Origin of the sequence: Nonomuraea sp. NPDC048916 (assembly GCF_040649575.1) — a bacterium.
Classification (GTDB): Bacteria; Actinomycetota; Actinomycetes; order Streptosporangiales; family Streptosporangiaceae; genus Nonomuraea.
Map to the genome: position 1 here is coordinate 36,862 of NZ_JBEZFS010000018.1, position 14,971 is coordinate 51,832.

Annotated in this window: 15 protein-coding genes, 1 tRNA gene and 1 pseudogene; 11 read left to right on the forward strand and 6 right to left on the reverse strand. The window is 71.3% G+C overall.

All coding sequences use genetic code 11. The annotated features are described in order from the left end of the window. Positions 1–310: 310 nt before the first annotated feature. Positions 311–1,858, forward strand: a complete 1,548-nt coding sequence (locus AB0C16_RS21150) for a M28 family peptidase (RefSeq protein WP_357685343.1) — start codon at positions 311–313, stop codon at positions 1,856–1,858. Between the two features lie 138 nt (positions 1,859–1,996). Beyond that, on the forward strand, positions 1,997–2,620 hold the full coding sequence (locus AB0C16_RS21155) for a TetR/AcrR family transcriptional regulator (protein WP_357685345.1): 624 nt from the start codon (positions 1,997–1,999) through the stop codon (positions 2,618–2,620). A gap of 73 nt (positions 2,621–2,693) precedes the next feature. Here the strand turns inward: AB0C16_RS21155 and AB0C16_RS21160 are convergent, their stop codons facing one another. Then, positions 2,694–3,188: a DUF523 domain-containing protein gene (locus AB0C16_RS21160; RefSeq protein WP_357685346.1), complete on the reverse strand. Its 495-nt coding sequence runs from the start codon at positions 3,186–3,188 to the stop codon at positions 2,694–2,696. 104 nt (positions 3,189–3,292) lie between these two features. Here AB0C16_RS21160 and AB0C16_RS21165 point away from each other — a divergent pair, with 104 nt between their 5' ends. From AB0C16_RS21165 to AB0C16_RS21190, 6 genes are all read left to right on the forward strand, one after another. After that, the gene (locus AB0C16_RS21165) at positions 3,293–3,658 is read left to right on the forward strand and encodes a hypothetical protein (RefSeq protein WP_357685348.1); all 366 of its coding nucleotides are present in this window, start codon (positions 3,293–3,295) and stop codon (positions 3,656–3,658) included. Further along, positions 3,655–4,035, forward strand: a complete 381-nt coding sequence (locus AB0C16_RS21170) for a hypothetical protein (protein ID WP_357685350.1) — start codon at positions 3,655–3,657, stop codon at positions 4,033–4,035. The genes AB0C16_RS21165 and AB0C16_RS21170 overlap by 4 nt, the downstream gene beginning before the upstream one ends. A 31-nt stretch (positions 4,036–4,066) precedes the next feature. After that, positions 4,067–4,681, forward strand: coding sequence for an SRPBCC family protein (locus tag AB0C16_RS21175; protein WP_357685352.1), 615 nt, complete (start codon positions 4,067–4,069; stop codon positions 4,679–4,681). Positions 4,682–4,744: 63 nt separating this feature from the next. Beyond that, the gene (locus AB0C16_RS21180) at positions 4,745–5,572 is read left to right on the forward strand and encodes a metal-dependent hydrolase (protein WP_357685354.1); all 828 of its coding nucleotides are present in this window, start codon (positions 4,745–4,747) and stop codon (positions 5,570–5,572) included. 122 nt (positions 5,573–5,694) lie between these two features. Then, positions 5,695–5,910, forward strand: coding sequence for a helix-turn-helix domain-containing protein (locus AB0C16_RS21185; protein ID WP_357685355.1), 216 nt, complete (start codon positions 5,695–5,697; stop codon positions 5,908–5,910). 3 nt (positions 5,911–5,913) lie between these two features. Continuing rightward, a complete protein-coding gene (locus tag AB0C16_RS21190; protein ID WP_357685357.1) occupies positions 5,914–6,444 on the forward strand; it encodes a Clp protease N-terminal domain-containing protein in 531 nt (176 codons plus the stop codon). A gap of 9 nt (positions 6,445–6,453) precedes the next feature. Here AB0C16_RS21190 and AB0C16_RS21195 read toward each other — a convergent pair whose 3' ends face one another. Beyond that, on the reverse strand, positions 6,454–7,344 hold the full coding sequence (locus AB0C16_RS21195) for an RNA polymerase sigma-70 factor (RefSeq protein WP_357685359.1): 891 nt from the start codon (positions 7,342–7,344) through the stop codon (positions 6,454–6,456). 77 nt (positions 7,345–7,421) lie between these two features. On the opposite strand from AB0C16_RS21195, the gene AB0C16_RS21200 reads away from it, so the two are divergent. The 3 genes and pseudogenes from AB0C16_RS21200 to AB0C16_RS21210 all read left to right on the forward strand — a co-directional run bounded on the left by AB0C16_RS21200 (position 7,422) and on the right by AB0C16_RS21210 (position 9,825). Beyond that, positions 7,422–7,494, forward strand: a tRNA-Ala gene (locus AB0C16_RS21200). Positions 7,495–7,975: 481 nt separating this feature from the next. Further along, positions 7,976–8,684 (forward strand): annotated as a pseudogene (locus tag AB0C16_RS21205) (transposase); the annotation flags it as partial. Positions 8,685–9,042: 358 nt separating this feature from the next. Beyond that, the gene (locus AB0C16_RS21210; protein WP_357685361.1) at positions 9,043–9,825 is read left to right on the forward strand and encodes a calcium-binding protein; all 783 of its coding nucleotides are present in this window, start codon (positions 9,043–9,045) and stop codon (positions 9,823–9,825) included. A 70-nt stretch (positions 9,826–9,895) separates the two neighbouring features. Here AB0C16_RS21210 and AB0C16_RS21215 read toward each other — a convergent pair whose 3' ends face one another. From AB0C16_RS21215 to AB0C16_RS21230, 4 genes are read right to left on the reverse strand one after another with little or no spacing between them, the layout of a single operon-like run. Beyond that, positions 9,896–12,013 (reverse strand): beta-L-arabinofuranosidase domain-containing protein, encoded by a 2,118-nt coding sequence (locus AB0C16_RS21215; RefSeq protein ID WP_357685363.1) that lies wholly within the window; start codon positions 12,011–12,013, stop codon positions 9,896–9,898. Then, complete coding sequence (locus AB0C16_RS21220; RefSeq protein WP_357685365.1) at positions 12,006–12,770, reverse strand: carbohydrate ABC transporter permease; 765 nt, start codon at positions 12,768–12,770, stop codon at positions 12,006–12,008. Before AB0C16_RS21220 ends, AB0C16_RS21215 begins: the two co-directional genes overlap by 8 nt. Then, the gene (locus tag AB0C16_RS21225; protein ID WP_357685366.1) at positions 12,767–13,681 is read right to left on the reverse strand and encodes a sugar ABC transporter permease; all 915 of its coding nucleotides are present in this window, start codon (positions 13,679–13,681) and stop codon (positions 12,767–12,769) included. The genes AB0C16_RS21220 and AB0C16_RS21225 overlap by 4 nt, the downstream gene beginning before the upstream one ends. After that, a complete protein-coding gene (locus AB0C16_RS21230) occupies positions 13,678–14,940 on the reverse strand; it encodes a sugar ABC transporter substrate-binding protein (protein ID WP_357685368.1) in 1,263 nt (420 codons plus the stop codon). Before AB0C16_RS21230 ends, AB0C16_RS21225 begins: the two co-directional genes overlap by 4 nt. Between the last annotated feature and the right edge of the window lie 31 nt (positions 14,941–14,971).

The following is a 14,971-nucleotide window of genomic DNA, read 5'->3' on the forward strand; positions in this document are numbered from 1 at the left end:
TCCGATGTCCGATCATACGGGGAGTGATCACGGAGCCGCCCGCCCGGAAGCGCGCTGACTGACGACGCTCCGAGCCCGGCAACCGCGCCGGCTCGTGGCTATGTCAACAGCGTCGTGGCCTGCCCTGATTCCGCCGGTTCGGCACTCCGCGCCATGCGTAAAGCCGGAGATGTCGGGATTTATGGGCCTTTTCAAGATGAGCGTGGCTCGTTACGTTCGGGCGGCGCGCAGATAGGCCAGGACGGAGCGGCGCACCCCGGCCGCCCCCTTGGCGAGCACTCCTCTGTCCCACCCCCCAGCGGAGGAAGCCATGAAGCTGCTCCTCACTACGTTAGGCGCATTCGTCCTGCTCGTCCCACTGGCGCTGACCGCGCCGGCGGCGGCGTCCCCGGCCGTGTCCACGGCGGCGTCCACGGCGGCGTCCACGGCGGTGGCGCCGCCCGACATCCCGCTGGCGAACGTCAAGGCCCACCTCACCCAGCTCCAGACGATCGCCACCGCCAACGGCGGCAACCGGGCCCACGGCCGCCCCGGCTACCTGGCCTCGGCCAACTACGTCAAAGGACGGCTCGACGCCGCCGGGTTCACCACCACGCTGCAGTCCTTCACCTACAACGGCGCCACCGGCTACAACGTCATCGCCGACTGGCCCGGCGGCGACCCGAACGACATCCTCATGACCGGCGCCCACCTCGACAGCGTGACGGCCGGGCCCGGCATCAACGACAACGGGTCCGGCTCGGCCTCGATCCTGGAGGTCGCGCTGGAGGTCTCGCGTCAGGCGCTGCAGCCGTCCAAGCACCTGAGGTTCGCCTGGTGGGGGGCCGAGGAGCTGGGGCTGCGCGGCTCGCAGTTCTACGTCAACAACCTGCCCGCCGCCGAACGGTCGAAGATCAAGGCGTACCTGAACTTCGACATGGTCGGCTCGCCGAACGCCGGTTACTTCCTGTACGACGGCGACAACTCCGACGGCGTCGGCGCGGGTCCCGGTCCGGCCGGCTCGGCCGAGCTGGAGCAGACGCTGCAGTCCTACTTCGGCTCCATCGGCGTGGCCACCCGCGGCACCGACTTCGACGGCCGCTCCGACTACGGACCGTTCATCGCGGTCGGCATCGCCGCCGGCGGCACGTTCACCGGCGCCGAGGGGATCAAGTCCAGCGCCCAGGCGCAGCTCTGGGGAGGCACGGCGGGGCAGGCGTTCGACCCCTGCTACCACCGCTCCTGCGACACGACGGCCAACATCAACGACACGGCGCTGGACCGCAACGCCGACGCCATCGCCCATTCGGTGTGGACGCTCGGCACCGCCGTACCGCCGGCGACGGTGTGGTCGGACACGTTCGAGACGAGCACCGGCTGGGTCACCAACCCCGACGGCACCGACACCGCCACCACGGGCCTGTGGGAGCGCGGCGACCCCGAGGCGACCACCTCCAGCGGCGCCAAGCAGCTCGGCACCACGGTGAGCGGGACGAACGACCTGGTCACCGGGCGGACGGCCGGATCGAGCGCCGGCGCGAACGACCTCGACGGCGGCGTCTCGTCGATCCGGTCACCGGCGATCACGCTGCCGGCCGGCGGCGTGCTGAAGGTCTCCCTGTCGTGGTACCTGGCCCACGGCAGCAACTCCTCCAGCGCGGACTTCTTCCGCGTCCGGATCGTGGGAGCCTCCTCCAGCGCCACGGTGTTCACCCAGTCCGGCGCGGCCGCCGACCGGGACGGGGCATGGAGCACGGCCACCGCGGACCTCTCCGGCTTCGCCGGGCAGAGCGTCCGCATCGTGATCGAGGCCGCCGACGCCTCGGGCGCCAGCCTGGTCGAGGCCGGCGTCGACGACGTCAAGATCACCCAGCAGTGACGTGAGGATCGGTCCGGTGGTGATGTCAGCACGTCCGGCGATCCGGTCGTCGTGATTTTCCCCATGCGGCGCGGGAGATCCGCGTACCGGCCGTCATAATGCGGTCATGCGCCGGTCTCCCAGATCCGCAGCGAAAGCGTGAAGAACCGCCGCTGGGGACGCTCCAGCAGCACCCGTGACGCGCTGCTGCGCGCCGCCCGCGAGGTCTTCCTGGCCAAGGGGTACGGCGAGGCCACGGTGGCCGACATCGTCGAGGCGTCGGGCATCAGCGTCGGCAGCCTTTACCACCACTTCGGTGGCAAGCCGGGCCTCTTCCTCGCCCTGTGGGAGCAGTTCATGCGCGGCCAGGAGGAGCGCACGTCCAGAGCGACCCGGGCGAGCGAGGGCACCCAGGAGCGCTTCCTGGCGGGCGCCCGCGCCTACCTCGAAGGGTCGTGGGAGCAGCGCTCGGTGGCCAGGTTGTTCCTGGAGAACGACGGGCCGGCCGAGTTCGCCGGGCTGCGCAGGCAGCGCGGCTGGGACTGGATCGGCGGCAACAGGCGGCTGCTCGGCCTCGACGACTCGCGGCGCAGCCAGGTGCTGGTCGTCCTGCTGACGACCATGATGGGCGAGGCCGGGCGGGAGGTGGCCGCCTGCGGGTCGGACGAGGACGCGCAGGTGACCATCGACGAGGTGATCCGCCTGGTGAGACGGGTCCTGTCCACCACCGGCGGCGTGGGCGAGTCCCCGGCACGTGTTTCGGGCCTTGGCGAGACGGCGTGAGCCCGGCCCGGGAGACGCCCGAAGGCCGAGCCGTCGCCGATGGCCGACTCGATCTCGGCCTGGAGGTCATCGGCTACGTCTCGAGGGCGCGCAGGCAGGCGGCGGCCTCGTCGAGCTGATCCTCGGTGAACACCCGGATGCCGCTCCGCTCCAGCAGCGCCGTGGTGACGCCCTGGCCCGGGGTGCGACGCCCGCTGAACGTGCCGTCATAGACGGCCAGCGCGCCGCACGACGGGCTGCCCTCCTTCAGCACCGCGAGCCGCACCCCTCGCGTCCGGGCGGCGTCGAGCGCGGCCCGCGCGCCCGCCAGGAACTCCGCCGTGACGTCGGAGCCGTCGGCGGCCAGCACGCGGGCGTCGCCCGAGAGCACCGCGGCGCCCCCGAGACCGCCCTCGATCTCCGCGGCGGGCCGCGGCACCGCCAGCCCGCCCTCCACCTCGGGGCAGAACGGCACCAACCGGCCCTCGCGCCGCCAGGCGGCCAGCACGGCGTCGGAGCTGGTCTTGGCGCCGCCGTCGTAGCGCACCCGCCGGCCCATCAGGCACGCGCTGACGAGGATCCTCTCCACACCTTCGATCCTATGAGCCCCTGTGAGCGCGACGTCGGGCGCGGCCTCACCCGGGTGCCGGACGGAATCCGGGGCGACCTGCCCGGGCGATAACCTTTCTCCCGATGAACACCACCGTCGCCACGATCGTCATCGCCGGGTCGCTGCTGCTCGCGCTGTCGAGCCTGATCGTGGCGATCCGAAACCGGCCCATGGGCATGGTCCTGCTCATCGGCTTCGCCGTGCTCGAGGTGGCCGTGCTGGTCCAGGCGGGCATCGTGATCGCGGCCGTCGCGGGCGGCCAGGGCGCGGCCGTCCCCAAGGGCACGCTGTACGGCTACCTCGCCGGCCAAATCGTCATCCCGCCGGCCGGGGTGTTCCTGGCGCTGGCCGAGCGGAGCCGCTGGGGGCCGGGGATCCTCGTCGTGGCCGGGTTCGCGATCGCGGTCATGACCGGGCGGCTGCTGCAGGTCTGGCAGGGCACGGCGTGACCCCCACCTCGCTCGGCACCGGGCCCGGCCGCGCGCTGATCGCCCTCTACGGGCTGTTCGCCCTGGCGGCCGGGGCGCGGGCCACCGTGCAGATCCTCACCAGGTTCGACGAGGCGCCGCTGGCCTACTCGCTGTCCGCGTTCGCCGCGCTGGTCTACCTGTTGCTCACCGTCGCCCTGGTGCGCGGCGCCCGCGGGCTCGCGCTGGCCGCGCTGGGCGTCGAGCTGGCGGGCGTGCTCGTCATCGGCACCGCCAGCGTGCTCGATCCGGCGGCTTTTCCCGAGGCCACCGTCTGGTCGGTCTACGGCAAGGGTTACCTGTTCATCCCCCTGGTGCTGCCCCTCGTGGGCCTCTACTGGCTGATGCGCCGACGTTAGCGGCGCGGGCGCGGGGGCAGGGGCGGCTCCCATGAGCACGATCGAACACGCAGTAGACGTCAACGTTCCCGTCCGGGTCGCCTACAACCAGTGGACCCAGTTCGAGAGCTTCCCCGAGTTCATGGAGGGAGTCGAGTCCGTCAAGCAGATCACCGACACGCGCACGCACTGGATCAGTGAGATCGCCGGTGTGAAGCGCGAGTTCGACGCGGAGATCACGGAGCAGCACCCCGACGAGCGCATCGCCTGGCAGTCGATCGACAAGCCCAGGCAGGCCGGGGTGGTGACGTTCCACCGGCTCGACGGCGACACCACCAGGGTCACGCTCCAGATGGAGTACGACCCGGAGGGCTTCGTCGAGACCGTCGGCGACTGGCTGCAGGTCGTCCGCCTCCGGATCAGGAACGACATGGAACGGTTCAAGTCGTTCATCGAGTCGCGCGGCGGCGAGACCGGCGCGTGGCGCGGAGACGTGCCCGGCCCGCACCAGCAGGGCTCCGGCTACGACGCCGGCGACCGGCCCGTGCCCCCCGGCACGGTCGGAGGCGGCGCCGACCACCCGCCGGGTTCCGGCTCCACGCTCCCGCCCCCCGGACCGATCCCCACCCGCGACGACCCGCCGCAGGGACCGCGTCCCGTCCTGTGAGCACCCCACCCCCGAAGCGATGGGCATGAGGTGTTCCCTCCGGCGCTCGTGAAGAATGGCGGGATGAACTCGACCATCGTCACCTTCCCGGACGGCCGGGTCAGCGGGCGTTCGGAGATCGTCTTGGCCGTGCCGGCGGGAGACCGGCACGGCCTCGTCGTCGCCGAGACCCCGTTCCATCCACTCGACCACACCTGGCCCGACCAGCCCGCCGACCGCGGCACGATCGGCGGGCTGCCGGTCGTCGACTGCGTCACGGGGGCCTGGTCGGCCGACGGCTTCCACCTGGGCGAGGAGATCCCCGTGCGACGGGGCGCCGAGGGCTGGCAGTGGCTGGTCGTGCACGTGACCGACACCCCGCTGCCCGTCGGCGCGGCCGTCGAGCTGGAGGTGGACGCGGGCCACCGGACCGCCCTGTCGACCGGCCACACCGCGTGCCACCTGGCGGCCCTCGCCCTCAACTCCGCCCTCGCCGGTCACTGGCGCAAGGAGACGGCGCTCGACGGGCTCGGCCATCCCGACTTCGACCAGGCGGCGATCACCTCCTCGCGGATCTCGCCCAACGGCAGCGTGGACGTCTACCGGCTTGGCAAGTCGTTGCGCAAGAAGGGCTTCTCGGCCGACGGCCTCGACCTCGACGAGGTCGCCGGCGAGGCGAACGACCGGCTCAAGGCGTGGGTGGCGGCCGACGCGCCGGTCCGGCTCGACGTGCCGGGGCCCGAGCTCACCGCGCGCCGCACCTGGCACTGCTCGCTGCCCGAGGGGGCGGTGTCGATCCCGTGCGGTGGCACCCACCTGCCGCGCACCTCCGAGCTGGGCGCCGTCACGGTCTCCCTCTCGCTGGACGACGCGGCCCTGACCATGCGCACCACCGCGACGCCTCCCGCCTGAGCCCGGCGAGGTCGAGCGGCTCGCCGCCGCCCTCCCGCTGCTCACCCCGCCGGCGGACCGGCCCCCTGAAGGATTGTCAGCATATGCTGACAAGCACCTGCTTGTCAGCATATGCTGACGCCATGAACGCCACGGAGCTGGCTCGGGCGGCCGGTGACCACGACCCGGCCGTGGGCCTGGCGGCGGTCGCCGCGCTCAGAGCGCTGCTGGAGCAACTCGAGGCCACCCACGTGTCCAACGCCCGCGCCCAGGGCTGGTCCTGGGAGCAGGTCGCCGACGCGCTCGGGGTCAGGCGGCAGTCCGCCCATCGCAAGCACGCCCGCAGGATCGGGAGGTAACACATGTTCGACAGGTTCACCGAGCCCACCCGCCGGACCACGATCAGAGCGGGCACGCTCGCCCTCGACGCGGGCCATCCCACGCTCACCGCCGGCCCGCTGCTGCTCGCCTTGGCCGAGACCCGCCCGTTCGAGCTCGCCGCCTTCACCGCGACCCCCGCCGCACTGCGCGCCCACGTGCGCCTCGGCGACGCGCACGCCCTGCTCGCCACGCTCGGCATCGACCTCGACGAGGTGCGCCGCCGCACCCGGCACGGCACCGACGACCCCGCCCGATGGCGCCTGACCCGCTCGCGGCTCAACCCCCTCCGAGTCGCCCTGTACGGGCCGCTCGGTGTGATCCCGCTGGCCGCGCACGTCAGGAAGGTCGTCGAGGTGGCCTGCTGGCGGCCCGGCCCGGTGACCGGCGAGCGCCTGCTGCACGGGCTGCTCGCCGACCACGCGAACGGCGCCGCCCGCATCCTGCGCGCCACGGGCGTCGACCTGCCCGCCCTGATCCGCGAAGCGGGGATGCCGGTGCGCGGAGCGGCCTGAGGCAGGCGGTCAGGGGAGTTCGACGTGGGACATCTTGTCCGGGTTCGCGATGAGGTAGACGGTGTCGATCTTCCCGTCCGAGATCAGCAACGAGATGATCGTGACGACCCGCCCCGCGACGGTCATGACCGCCGCGGGCGCGCCGTTCACGTCGGCGAGGCCGTACCGGAGGTCCTCGAAGTCCGTCACGCCGATCGACGCCATGAACCTGGCGATGCCCTCCGGAGTGGACACCGAGACGAGGAAGCGCATGACGCTCTCGGCGCCGGTGAGCACGCGCAGCGGCGACCTCGCCTTCCCGCCGCCGTCGCTGACCAGCGTCACGTCGCTGGACAGCAGCGAGATCAGGCCGTCGAGGTCGCCGTCCAGTGAGGCGCTCAGGAACCGCTCCGTGACACGCCGGCGCTCGTCCCGGTCGACCTCGGAACGCGGCTGCTTCCGCTGGACGTGCTCACGAGCCCGCCTGGCCAGCTGGCGGGTGGCCGGCTCGGCCCGGCCGATCACCTTCGCGATCTCCGCGTACGGCAGGTCGAACGCCTCCCGCAGGACGAACACCGCCCGCTCCAGCGGCGACAGCGTCTCCAGCACCACGAGCAACGCCAGCTCCACCGAGTCGGCCAGCTCCACGTGGTCGGCCGCGTCGGGCGCGGTGCTGACGGGCTCGGGGAGCCACGGCCCCACGTACGACTCGCGCCGCGACCTCGCCCAGCGCAGCCGGTCGATCGCCAGCCTCGACGTGATCCGCACCAGGTACGCCCTGGGCTCCGAGACCGACGCCTGATCCACGTCCGACCAGCGGAGCCACGCCTCCTGCACGACGTCCTCGGCGTCGGCCATGGTGCCCAGAACACGGTAGGCGACCCCGGTCAGCAGGCTCCGGTGGTCCTCGAAGGTCGACATGGCATCTAAGACGTATCACGGGCGGGCATGTGTGACACGGGGACGATGGGATTCCGATACACTTGGCGACGGATCAAGGGGCTATGGCGCAGTTGGTAGCGCGCCTCCATGGCATGGAGGAGGTCTGGGGTTCGAATCCCCATAGCTCCACAAGATCAGGCCGCCTCTCACCTGCGAGACATCACAGGTGAGAGGCGGTTTCGCGTATCAGGAGGCTCCTGCTACTCCCGGGCGGAGCCAAAGCCGGGCGGCGGCATCTCGCGGAATGAGCGCGAAATGTCCTGATGGTGAACGCGCTGACGCGGTCGGTCGGCATTCGCCCCTTCGCGCCGCCCTGCGCATCGCCTTCCGGACTGTAGGCGGACGCGACGGAGAGGCGCCCCGGGAAGCGGCCAGGGGAAAACCCTGAATTCCTGCTCACGCGGCGAATGAGCGTCGAGATGACCATGCCGGTCACATCCGCGGATGGTGCGGACGGGCGTCGGTGCTTCCGGGGTTGCGGCGATTTCCGTCATCGAATCTCCTTGAGGCTGGAGACCCCGTCCTTCAGGGCAGGGGCGAAAGCCGGAACAATCCGGCAAAGTCGAACACTCATTCGATATTTGGCTGATCTTGCCGTACGGTGTGCGGCGTGGCGCAGAGCGTGAAGGGGGCCTACAGGTACCGCTTCTACCCGACTCTCGAGCAGGCAGTGGAGCTTGCCCGGACGTTCGGCTGCGTCCGTCTGGTCTACAACAAGGCGCTGCAAGAGCGCCCCGCGCCTACCGGCTGGAGGGCCGCGGCGTCTCCTACGCGGAGTCGTCGGCGGCGCTGACACGGTGGAAGCGCACCGAGGAGCTGAGGTTTCTGGGCGAGGTGTCGTGCGTCCCGCTGCAGCAGGCGTTGCGCCACCTCCAGGTGGCGTTCGCCTGCTTCTTCGCCAAGCGGGCCAAGTACCCGGTGTTCAAGTCCCGTAAGAAGTCGCGCCTGAGCGCCGAGTACACCCGTTCGGCGTTCCGCTGGCGCGACGGCCGGTTGACGCTGGCGAAGATGAACCTGCCGCTGGACATCGTGTGGTCGCGGCCCCTGCCCGAAGGCGCGCAGCCGTCCACGGTGACCGTGAGCAAGGACGCGGCCGGACGCTGGTTCGTGTCCATCCTGGTCGAGGAGAAGATCTCCCACTGCCCCCGGTGGACGCCCGCGTTGGGGTGGATGCGGGCATCACCGCTCTGGTCACGTTGTCGACCGGGGAGAAGATCGTCAACCCGCGCCATGAGCGGGCCGACCGCAGGCGGCTGGCCCGCGCTCAGCGGGCGCTCGCCCGCATGGAGACGGGATCGGCCAACCGGGCCAGGGCCCGTTGAGGCGTCCGTCGTGGGCCGCGCTCTAGCTTCGGCATCTAACGCGCACCGATCCGCACGCCGGCCCCAGACGGGCGGCGGGTGAGAGGGATCGGCTCGTGCGTCCGATCGGTGTGACGAGTGGGTGATCTCGTGGGCATTCGCGACAGAGTTGCGGGAGACGCCAAACGCCCTCCGGGAAACCGGGCAGGACGGCATCAGCCGTCCCGGTGGAGCCGGTGTCGGCCCGGGGCACTAGGGATAACCCCTGCCCGGCTCCTGTGTTGCCGCGCGGAGCGCGCACCTACCGTCCGAATGGTTGGAGCACATCCCGAGGAACGCTTCTCCCCAGCGGGTGAGCGTTGACAGGAGGACAACCATGAAGGGAAGGCTTCTGGGCCGCGCCCTGGTCGCGGTGGCGGCCGTCACCCTGACCGGTGCGCAGGCCCTGCCCGCGATGGCCACCACCGCGTTCGCCGACGCCGGCACCTGCACCCGCAGCGGCACCGAGCTCAGGTACACGGCGGAGCCCGGCGTCGACAACGACGTCACCGTCAGGTTCGGCCCCGCCAACCTCACCATCGTGGTCGAGGACCAGGGCGGCGAGGTCGTGGCCGGCACCGGATGCACGGCCGTCGGCGACAACGCGTCCGCGCCCGCCGGGGCCATCACGCGGGTCCGCGTGACCACCCTGAACGGCGACGACACCGTGCACGTGAACGTCACCCGGCCGTCGACCCTGCGTGGTGGCGACGGCGAGGACGCGCTGTTCGGCGGTCCCCAGGCCGACGACATCGGCGGCGGCAACGGCGAGGACGATCTGCGCGGCCTGGGCGGCGACGACGTGCTGTCCGGTGGAGCGGCCGACGACATCATCCGCGGCGGCGACGGCAACGACACGATGAACGGCAACGGCGGTAACGACGACCTGCGCGGCGGCAACGGCGACGACGAGCTCAACGGCGCCACCGGCGACGACGAGCTCAACGGCGGCGCGGGCAACGACGAGCTCAACGGCGGCGCCGGCGTGGACGAGCTGGCCGGCAAGGCGGGCAACGACGAGCTGAACGGGGGCTCGGGCAACGACGAGCTCAACGGCGGGGCCAACACCGATGACTGCAACGGCGGTCCCGGCAACGACACCGTGGTCAACTGCGAATGACGCGTACGACACGGGGGTCCTGCGCATCGGTTCGCGACGGCGGCCAGGCTTTCCGGCCTGGCCGCCGCTGTCAGTCCGCCACGGGCAGCCAGACGCGCATGGTGGCGGGCCCGCGGTTGCCCCACCGGTGGTAGGGCACGAGCCGCAGCGTGGTGTCCGCGCCGCTCGCGGGATCCGGCTCCGTCCGGTACGGCCAGCCGTCCGCGTCCGGCGCGCCCAGCACGGCGGCGATCTCCACCTCGTGCGCCACCTCGTGCGCCGCGCCCTGGAAGGGCACGTGGCCGCCCGGGGTGACGGCTAGGGTGCCGTCCGGAGTGCCGACCGGGGTAACGCCCGGGGTGTCGCCCGGGGTAACGACTGGGGTGACGCCCGGGGTGACGGCCGGGGTAACGGCCGGGGTAACGCCCGAGGTAACGCCCGGGGTAACGACTGGGGGGACGGCCGGGGGGACGGTGACGAGGGCGGCCGGGGGGACGGTGACGAGGGCGGCCACGTCGGCGAGGGGAGGCTCGTCGTCTACCGACTCCGCGCAGTAGACGAGCGGCCCCCGCTCCACGGCGACGCTCCCGCGCAGGGCGTCGACGCGCCGGTCCGGGAACGTCCAGCGGGGCGCCATGGGCAGCACCAGCCGGATCACGTCGCCCGCCCGCCACTCGCCCTCCACGACCGCGTACCCGGGCGCCACCACCCGGACCTCGGAGCCGCCCGGGGAGCCGTCCGGGAAACCGCCCGGGAAACCGCCCGGGGAGCCGTCCGGGATACCGCCCGGGAAACCCCCCGAAGAGCCGGCAGGAGAGCCGTCCGGGGAACCCGGGGAGTGGTGCGACAGGGTGGCGCCGGTCGCCCAGGCGGGCACGCGGAGCGACACGCGCCCGCTCGCCCCCGACAGCACCCGTACGACCACCTCGCCCGACCACGGGTAGCCGGTCTCCACCCGCAGCGCCAGCGAGCCGTGCCGGATCTCGCCGGGCGTGAAGTGGTGGATCTGGATCCCGCCCGGATCGGCCGTCGCCACGTAGGCGGCGAACGAGGCCAGCGTGCGGGCGATGTTGTTCGGGCAGCACGACACGTCGAACCAGGGTGAGCGCAGCCCGCCCTCCGCCGCGTGGTTCACCCCGTCGAGCGGCTCGGCGGGCACCCGGACGCGCAGCGGGTTGGCGTAGAAGAACGACCTGCCGTCCAGCGCCACCGCCGTGGCCAGCACGTTGTACAGCGTCCGCTCGGCCACGTCGGCGTAGCGCGGGTCGCCGGTGGCGAGCAGCAGCCGGTGCGCCAGCATGATCGACGCGATGCCGGCGCACGTCTCGGAGTAGGCCCGGTCCGGCGGCAGCTCGTAGTCCTCGCCGAACGACTCGTCGGCATGCCGCGAGCCCATCCCGCCGGTCAGGTGGGTGCGCCGGGCGACGGTCCGCTCCCACTGCGCCTCGATCGCCTTCAGCAGTCCTTCGTCGCCGGTCTCGACCGCCACGTCCACCGCGCCGCTCGCCAGGTAGAGCGCGCGCACGGCGTGCCCGCGAAACACCTGCGCCTGCCGTACGGGGACGTCGTCCTGGAAGTAGGCGCGGCCGAGGTGGATCTCGCCCAGCGCGGGCAGGCCGCGGCGTTCGACGAGGCGGCGGGCCATCTCCAGGTAGCGTTCGGTGCCGGTCGCCCGGTAGAGCTCGACCAGCGCCATCTCGATCTCGGGGTGCCCGCAGGTCTCGGTCGTGTCCATGAAGCGGCGGCAGACGTGGTCGGCGGCCCGCCTGGCCACCTCGGTCAGCCGGTCCTCGCCGTGGTTGCGCAGGCGGGCGACGCCGGCCTGGATGAGGTGGCCGTAGCAGTAGAGCTCGTGGCCCCACTCCAGATCGGAGTAGCGGCTGCCGGCCCAGCGGGTGTTGAGGTAGCCGTCGCCCTCCTGGGCGCCGGCCACGGTCTCGGCCAGCGGCGCCAGGCCGGGGTGGCCGGCCCAGGCCATCGCCTCCAGCAGCTTGTAGATCTCGGAGTCGCTGAACTCGCGGCCCCTGCGCGGGCGCCGGCCCCGGAAGTTGCCGATCCAGCCTTCGCGTTCCATCCACTCCCGGCAGTGGGCGATGGTGACGTCCCGGTTGAGCGTCACGCGGTCGCCCCAGAAGCCCGGGGCCAGCCGTACGGCGTCGAGACCGAGGGGGGACAGCACGCCCGAAGAGGGCAGGACAGGGTTAGCCACGCAGAGCTCCCGACATGAATCCGCGCACGTAGTGGCGCTGCAAGATGACGAACAGGATGAGACAGGGCAGGGCCATGACCATGACGCCGGCCTGGAGCATGCCGTAGTCGATCGCGCCGAAGGTGTGCTGGGTCATGCTGACCACGGCCACCGGCAGCGTGAACGACGAGCCGTCGTTGAGCAGGATGAGCGGCGCGAAGAAGTCGTTCCACGAGGCGAGGAACGCGAACAGGCCGACGGTCACCAGCGCCGGCCGCACGGCGTGCAGCAGGATCCGGGAGAACGCGCGGAACGTGCCGCAGCCGTCGACCAGCGCCGCCTCCTCCAGCTCGCGGGGGATCGCCTCGAACGCGTTGCGCATCATGAACAGCGCGAACGGCAGCTGGAACATCACGAACACCAGCGACAGCCCGACCAGGGAGTTCTGCAGGCCGAGGTAGCCGAGCAGCACGTACAGCGGGATCAGGATGGTCGCGTACGGCACCATCAGGATCGCCAGCGTGGCCAGGAACAGCAGGTTCTTGCCGGGGAAGTCGAACCTGGCGAAGCCGTAGCCGCCGAGCGAGGAGACGACGAGGGTGCCGCCCACCGTCATGCCCGACACCAGCACGCTGTTGCCGGCGTAGGTGCCGACGCCCTCGCCGAAGCTCGCCATCCGCAGGTAGTTGCCGGGCTCCTCCAGCGACGCCCAGCCGCTCCACAACAGCGGGAACAGGAACAGCACGGCGAGAGCCGAGATCGTGGTGTAGTACCTCATCGCAGCCTCCGCATCATCAGGGCGTTCAGTCCGACCAGGCCCACCAGCAGCACGACCGACAGCGCGGCGGCGCCGCCGAGGTCGAAGCGGAAGAACGCGTCGCGGTAGACGACCATGACCATGGAGACCGTGCTGTTGTCCGGGCCGCCGTTGGTGAAGATGAAGAACTGGTCGAAGGCCAGCAGCGAGCCGGTGACGCTGAGGATCAGCATCAGCGCGATCGTCGGCCGCAGCAGCGGCAGGGTGATCTTGGTGAAGATCTGCCACCGGTTCGCGCCGTCGCTCCTGGCGGCCTCGTACACCTCGACCGGGATCGACTGCAGCCCGGTCAGCAAGATCAGCATGTTGAACCCGGCGAAGCGCCACAGCACCAGCCCGATCGTGGAGAACAGCGCCATGTTGGGCGTGCCGATCCACTTGACCGGCTCGTCGGTGATCCCCAGCGTCTGCAGCAGCGGGTCGACGGGGCCGAAGTCGTTGTTGAGCATGCCGTAGAAGAGCAGCGCCGCCGCGGCGAAGCCGACCGCGCCCGGCAGGAAGAACGCGGTGCGGAAGAAGCCGACGCCCGGCCTGCGCTCCTGGACGAGCAGCGCCAGGCCGAGCGCCACCGCCGACAGCAGGACGGTGGTGATGGCGGTGTACTTCAGCGTGAAGAGCACCGCGTCCACGAAGAGCGGGTTGTCGCCGATCTTGAGGTAGTTGCCGGGGGCGTTGAAGGCGGCCGGGCCGAGCAGCGGCCAGCGGTTCAGCGACATCCAGACGACCAGCATCAGCGGCGTCAGGAAGAGCACGCCCACGATGACGGCGGTCGGCGCGGCGTACAGCCAGCCCTGGATCCTCCTGCTCCGCCAGCCGGCGGGCGGCGTCGAGTGCGCCCCCCGCCGTCCGGACCGGGTGACCGTCAGCGTCATTGCTGCAGTGACTTCGTGACCTCGGCGTTGAGCGCCGGCACCTTCGAGGCGTCGCCGAACACCGCCTCACGGGCCAGCCGCAGCCACGGCCCCTGCGGGTCGTTGAAGGTCTGGCCGAACCGCAGCGCGTACGGGGTCTCGCCCTTGGCGACCAGCGAGTTGATCAGCACCACGCGCGGGTCCTCGGCGGAGTACTTGTTGCTCGCCAGGTCGGTACGGGCCAGCACGTCCTTGTTCTTGGCCATGACCTCGACCTGCGCGTCGTCCGACACCGTCCAGGACAGGAACTCCCACGCCGCGTCGGCGTTCTTGGTGGTGGAGGCGATGCCGATCGAGTCGCCGCCGACGAAGGTCGACTCGCCGCCGTCGGGCCCGGCGATGGGCGCGACGCCGATCTTCATGTCCGGCGGCATCAGGCCGAGCGTGGTCGACGGCATCGGCATGACGCCGATCTCCCCCTTGGGGAAGAACCCGGTCCAGGTCGGGCCCTGCTCCTCCTTGGCCGTCGGGCCGGTGACCTTCTTCTCGTACAGGTCGCGCCAGATCCCGAACACGTCGGTCATCGCGGCCTGGTCGTTGAGCGAGGTCGTGCCCTCGGCGTTCATCACCTGGCCCCCGGCGGCCCACACCGAGGGCCAGAAGGTGAAGACGTAGCAGCCGCCGCAGTTGCCGCCGAAGAACGTGCCGTGCACCTTGCCGTCCTTGCCGAGCTTCTCCTGGACGGTGGTGGCCTGCTCGGCGAACTCCTTCAGCGTCTTCGGGCCCTGCTCGGGGTCCAGCCCGGCCTTGGCGTAGAGGTCCTTGTTCCAGAACCAGACCGACAGGTCGAGCGTGTGGGGCACGGTGTACTGCTTGCCGTCCAGCGTGCCCAGCTTCATGTGCGAGGGCGCGAGCCCCTGCTTGTACGGCAGGGCGGCGATGCGGTCGGTGATGTCCAGGAACAACCCCTGGGAGGTGTAGTTCGGGACGAAGATGACGTCGGCGGCGAACACGTCGGGCAACTGCCTGGCGCCGGCCGCCGAGGCGATGCGGGGCTGGTAGTTGTCCGTCGGGATGACGGTGAGCTTCACCTGGTTCTTGTGACTGCCGTTGTAGGCCTGCACCAGCCGCTCGCTCTGGGCCTGCGTCGCGGCGCGGGTCCACATGGTTATCGTGACCGGCCCGTCGGCGGCGGGCTGCTCGGTGCCGCCTCCGCTGCCGCAGGCCGTTGTGAGCGCTAACACTCCGAAGATGGCGATCCCGGTCAGCCGTCGTCTCATGGTGTCTCCTTCGGGGACCCCCGGAAACTAA

Bases quoted from the DNA above. Each gene is read 5' to 3' on its own strand.
- AB0C16_RS21150 (WP_357685343.1), top strand. From the start codon at position 311: ATGAAGCTGCTCCTCACTACGTTAGGCGCATTCGTCCTGCTCGTCCCA.
- AB0C16_RS21165 (WP_357685348.1), top strand. From the start codon at position 3,293: ATGAACACCACCGTCGCCACGATCGTCATCGCCGGGTCGCTGCTGCTC.
- AB0C16_RS21175 (WP_357685352.1), top strand. From the start codon at position 4,067: ATGAGCACGATCGAACACGCAGTAGACGTCAACGTTCCCGTCCGGGTC.
- AB0C16_RS21180 (WP_357685354.1), top strand. From the start codon at position 4,745: ATGAACTCGACCATCGTCACCTTCCCGGACGGCCGGGTCAGCGGGCGT.
- AB0C16_RS21185 (WP_357685355.1), top strand. From the start codon at position 5,695: ATGAACGCCACGGAGCTGGCTCGGGCGGCCGGTGACCACGACCCGGCC.
- AB0C16_RS21190 (WP_357685357.1), top strand. From the start codon at position 5,914: ATGTTCGACAGGTTCACCGAGCCCACCCGCCGGACCACGATCAGAGCG.
- AB0C16_RS21195 (WP_357685359.1), bottom strand. From the start codon at position 7,344: ATGTCGACCTTCGAGGACCACCGGAGCCTGCTGACCGGGGTCGCCTAC.
- AB0C16_RS21210 (WP_357685361.1), top strand. From the start codon at position 9,043: ATGAAGGGAAGGCTTCTGGGCCGCGCCCTGGTCGCGGTGGCGGCCGTC.
- AB0C16_RS21220 (WP_357685365.1), bottom strand. From the start codon at position 12,770: ATGAGGTACTACACCACGATCTCGGCTCTCGCCGTGCTGTTCCTGTTC.
- AB0C16_RS21225 (WP_357685366.1), bottom strand. From the start codon at position 13,681: ATGACGCTGACGGTCACCCGGTCCGGACGGCGGGGGGCGCACTCGACG.
- AB0C16_RS21230 (WP_357685368.1), bottom strand. From the start codon at position 14,940: ATGAGACGACGGCTGACCGGGATCGCCATCTTCGGAGTGTTAGCGCTC.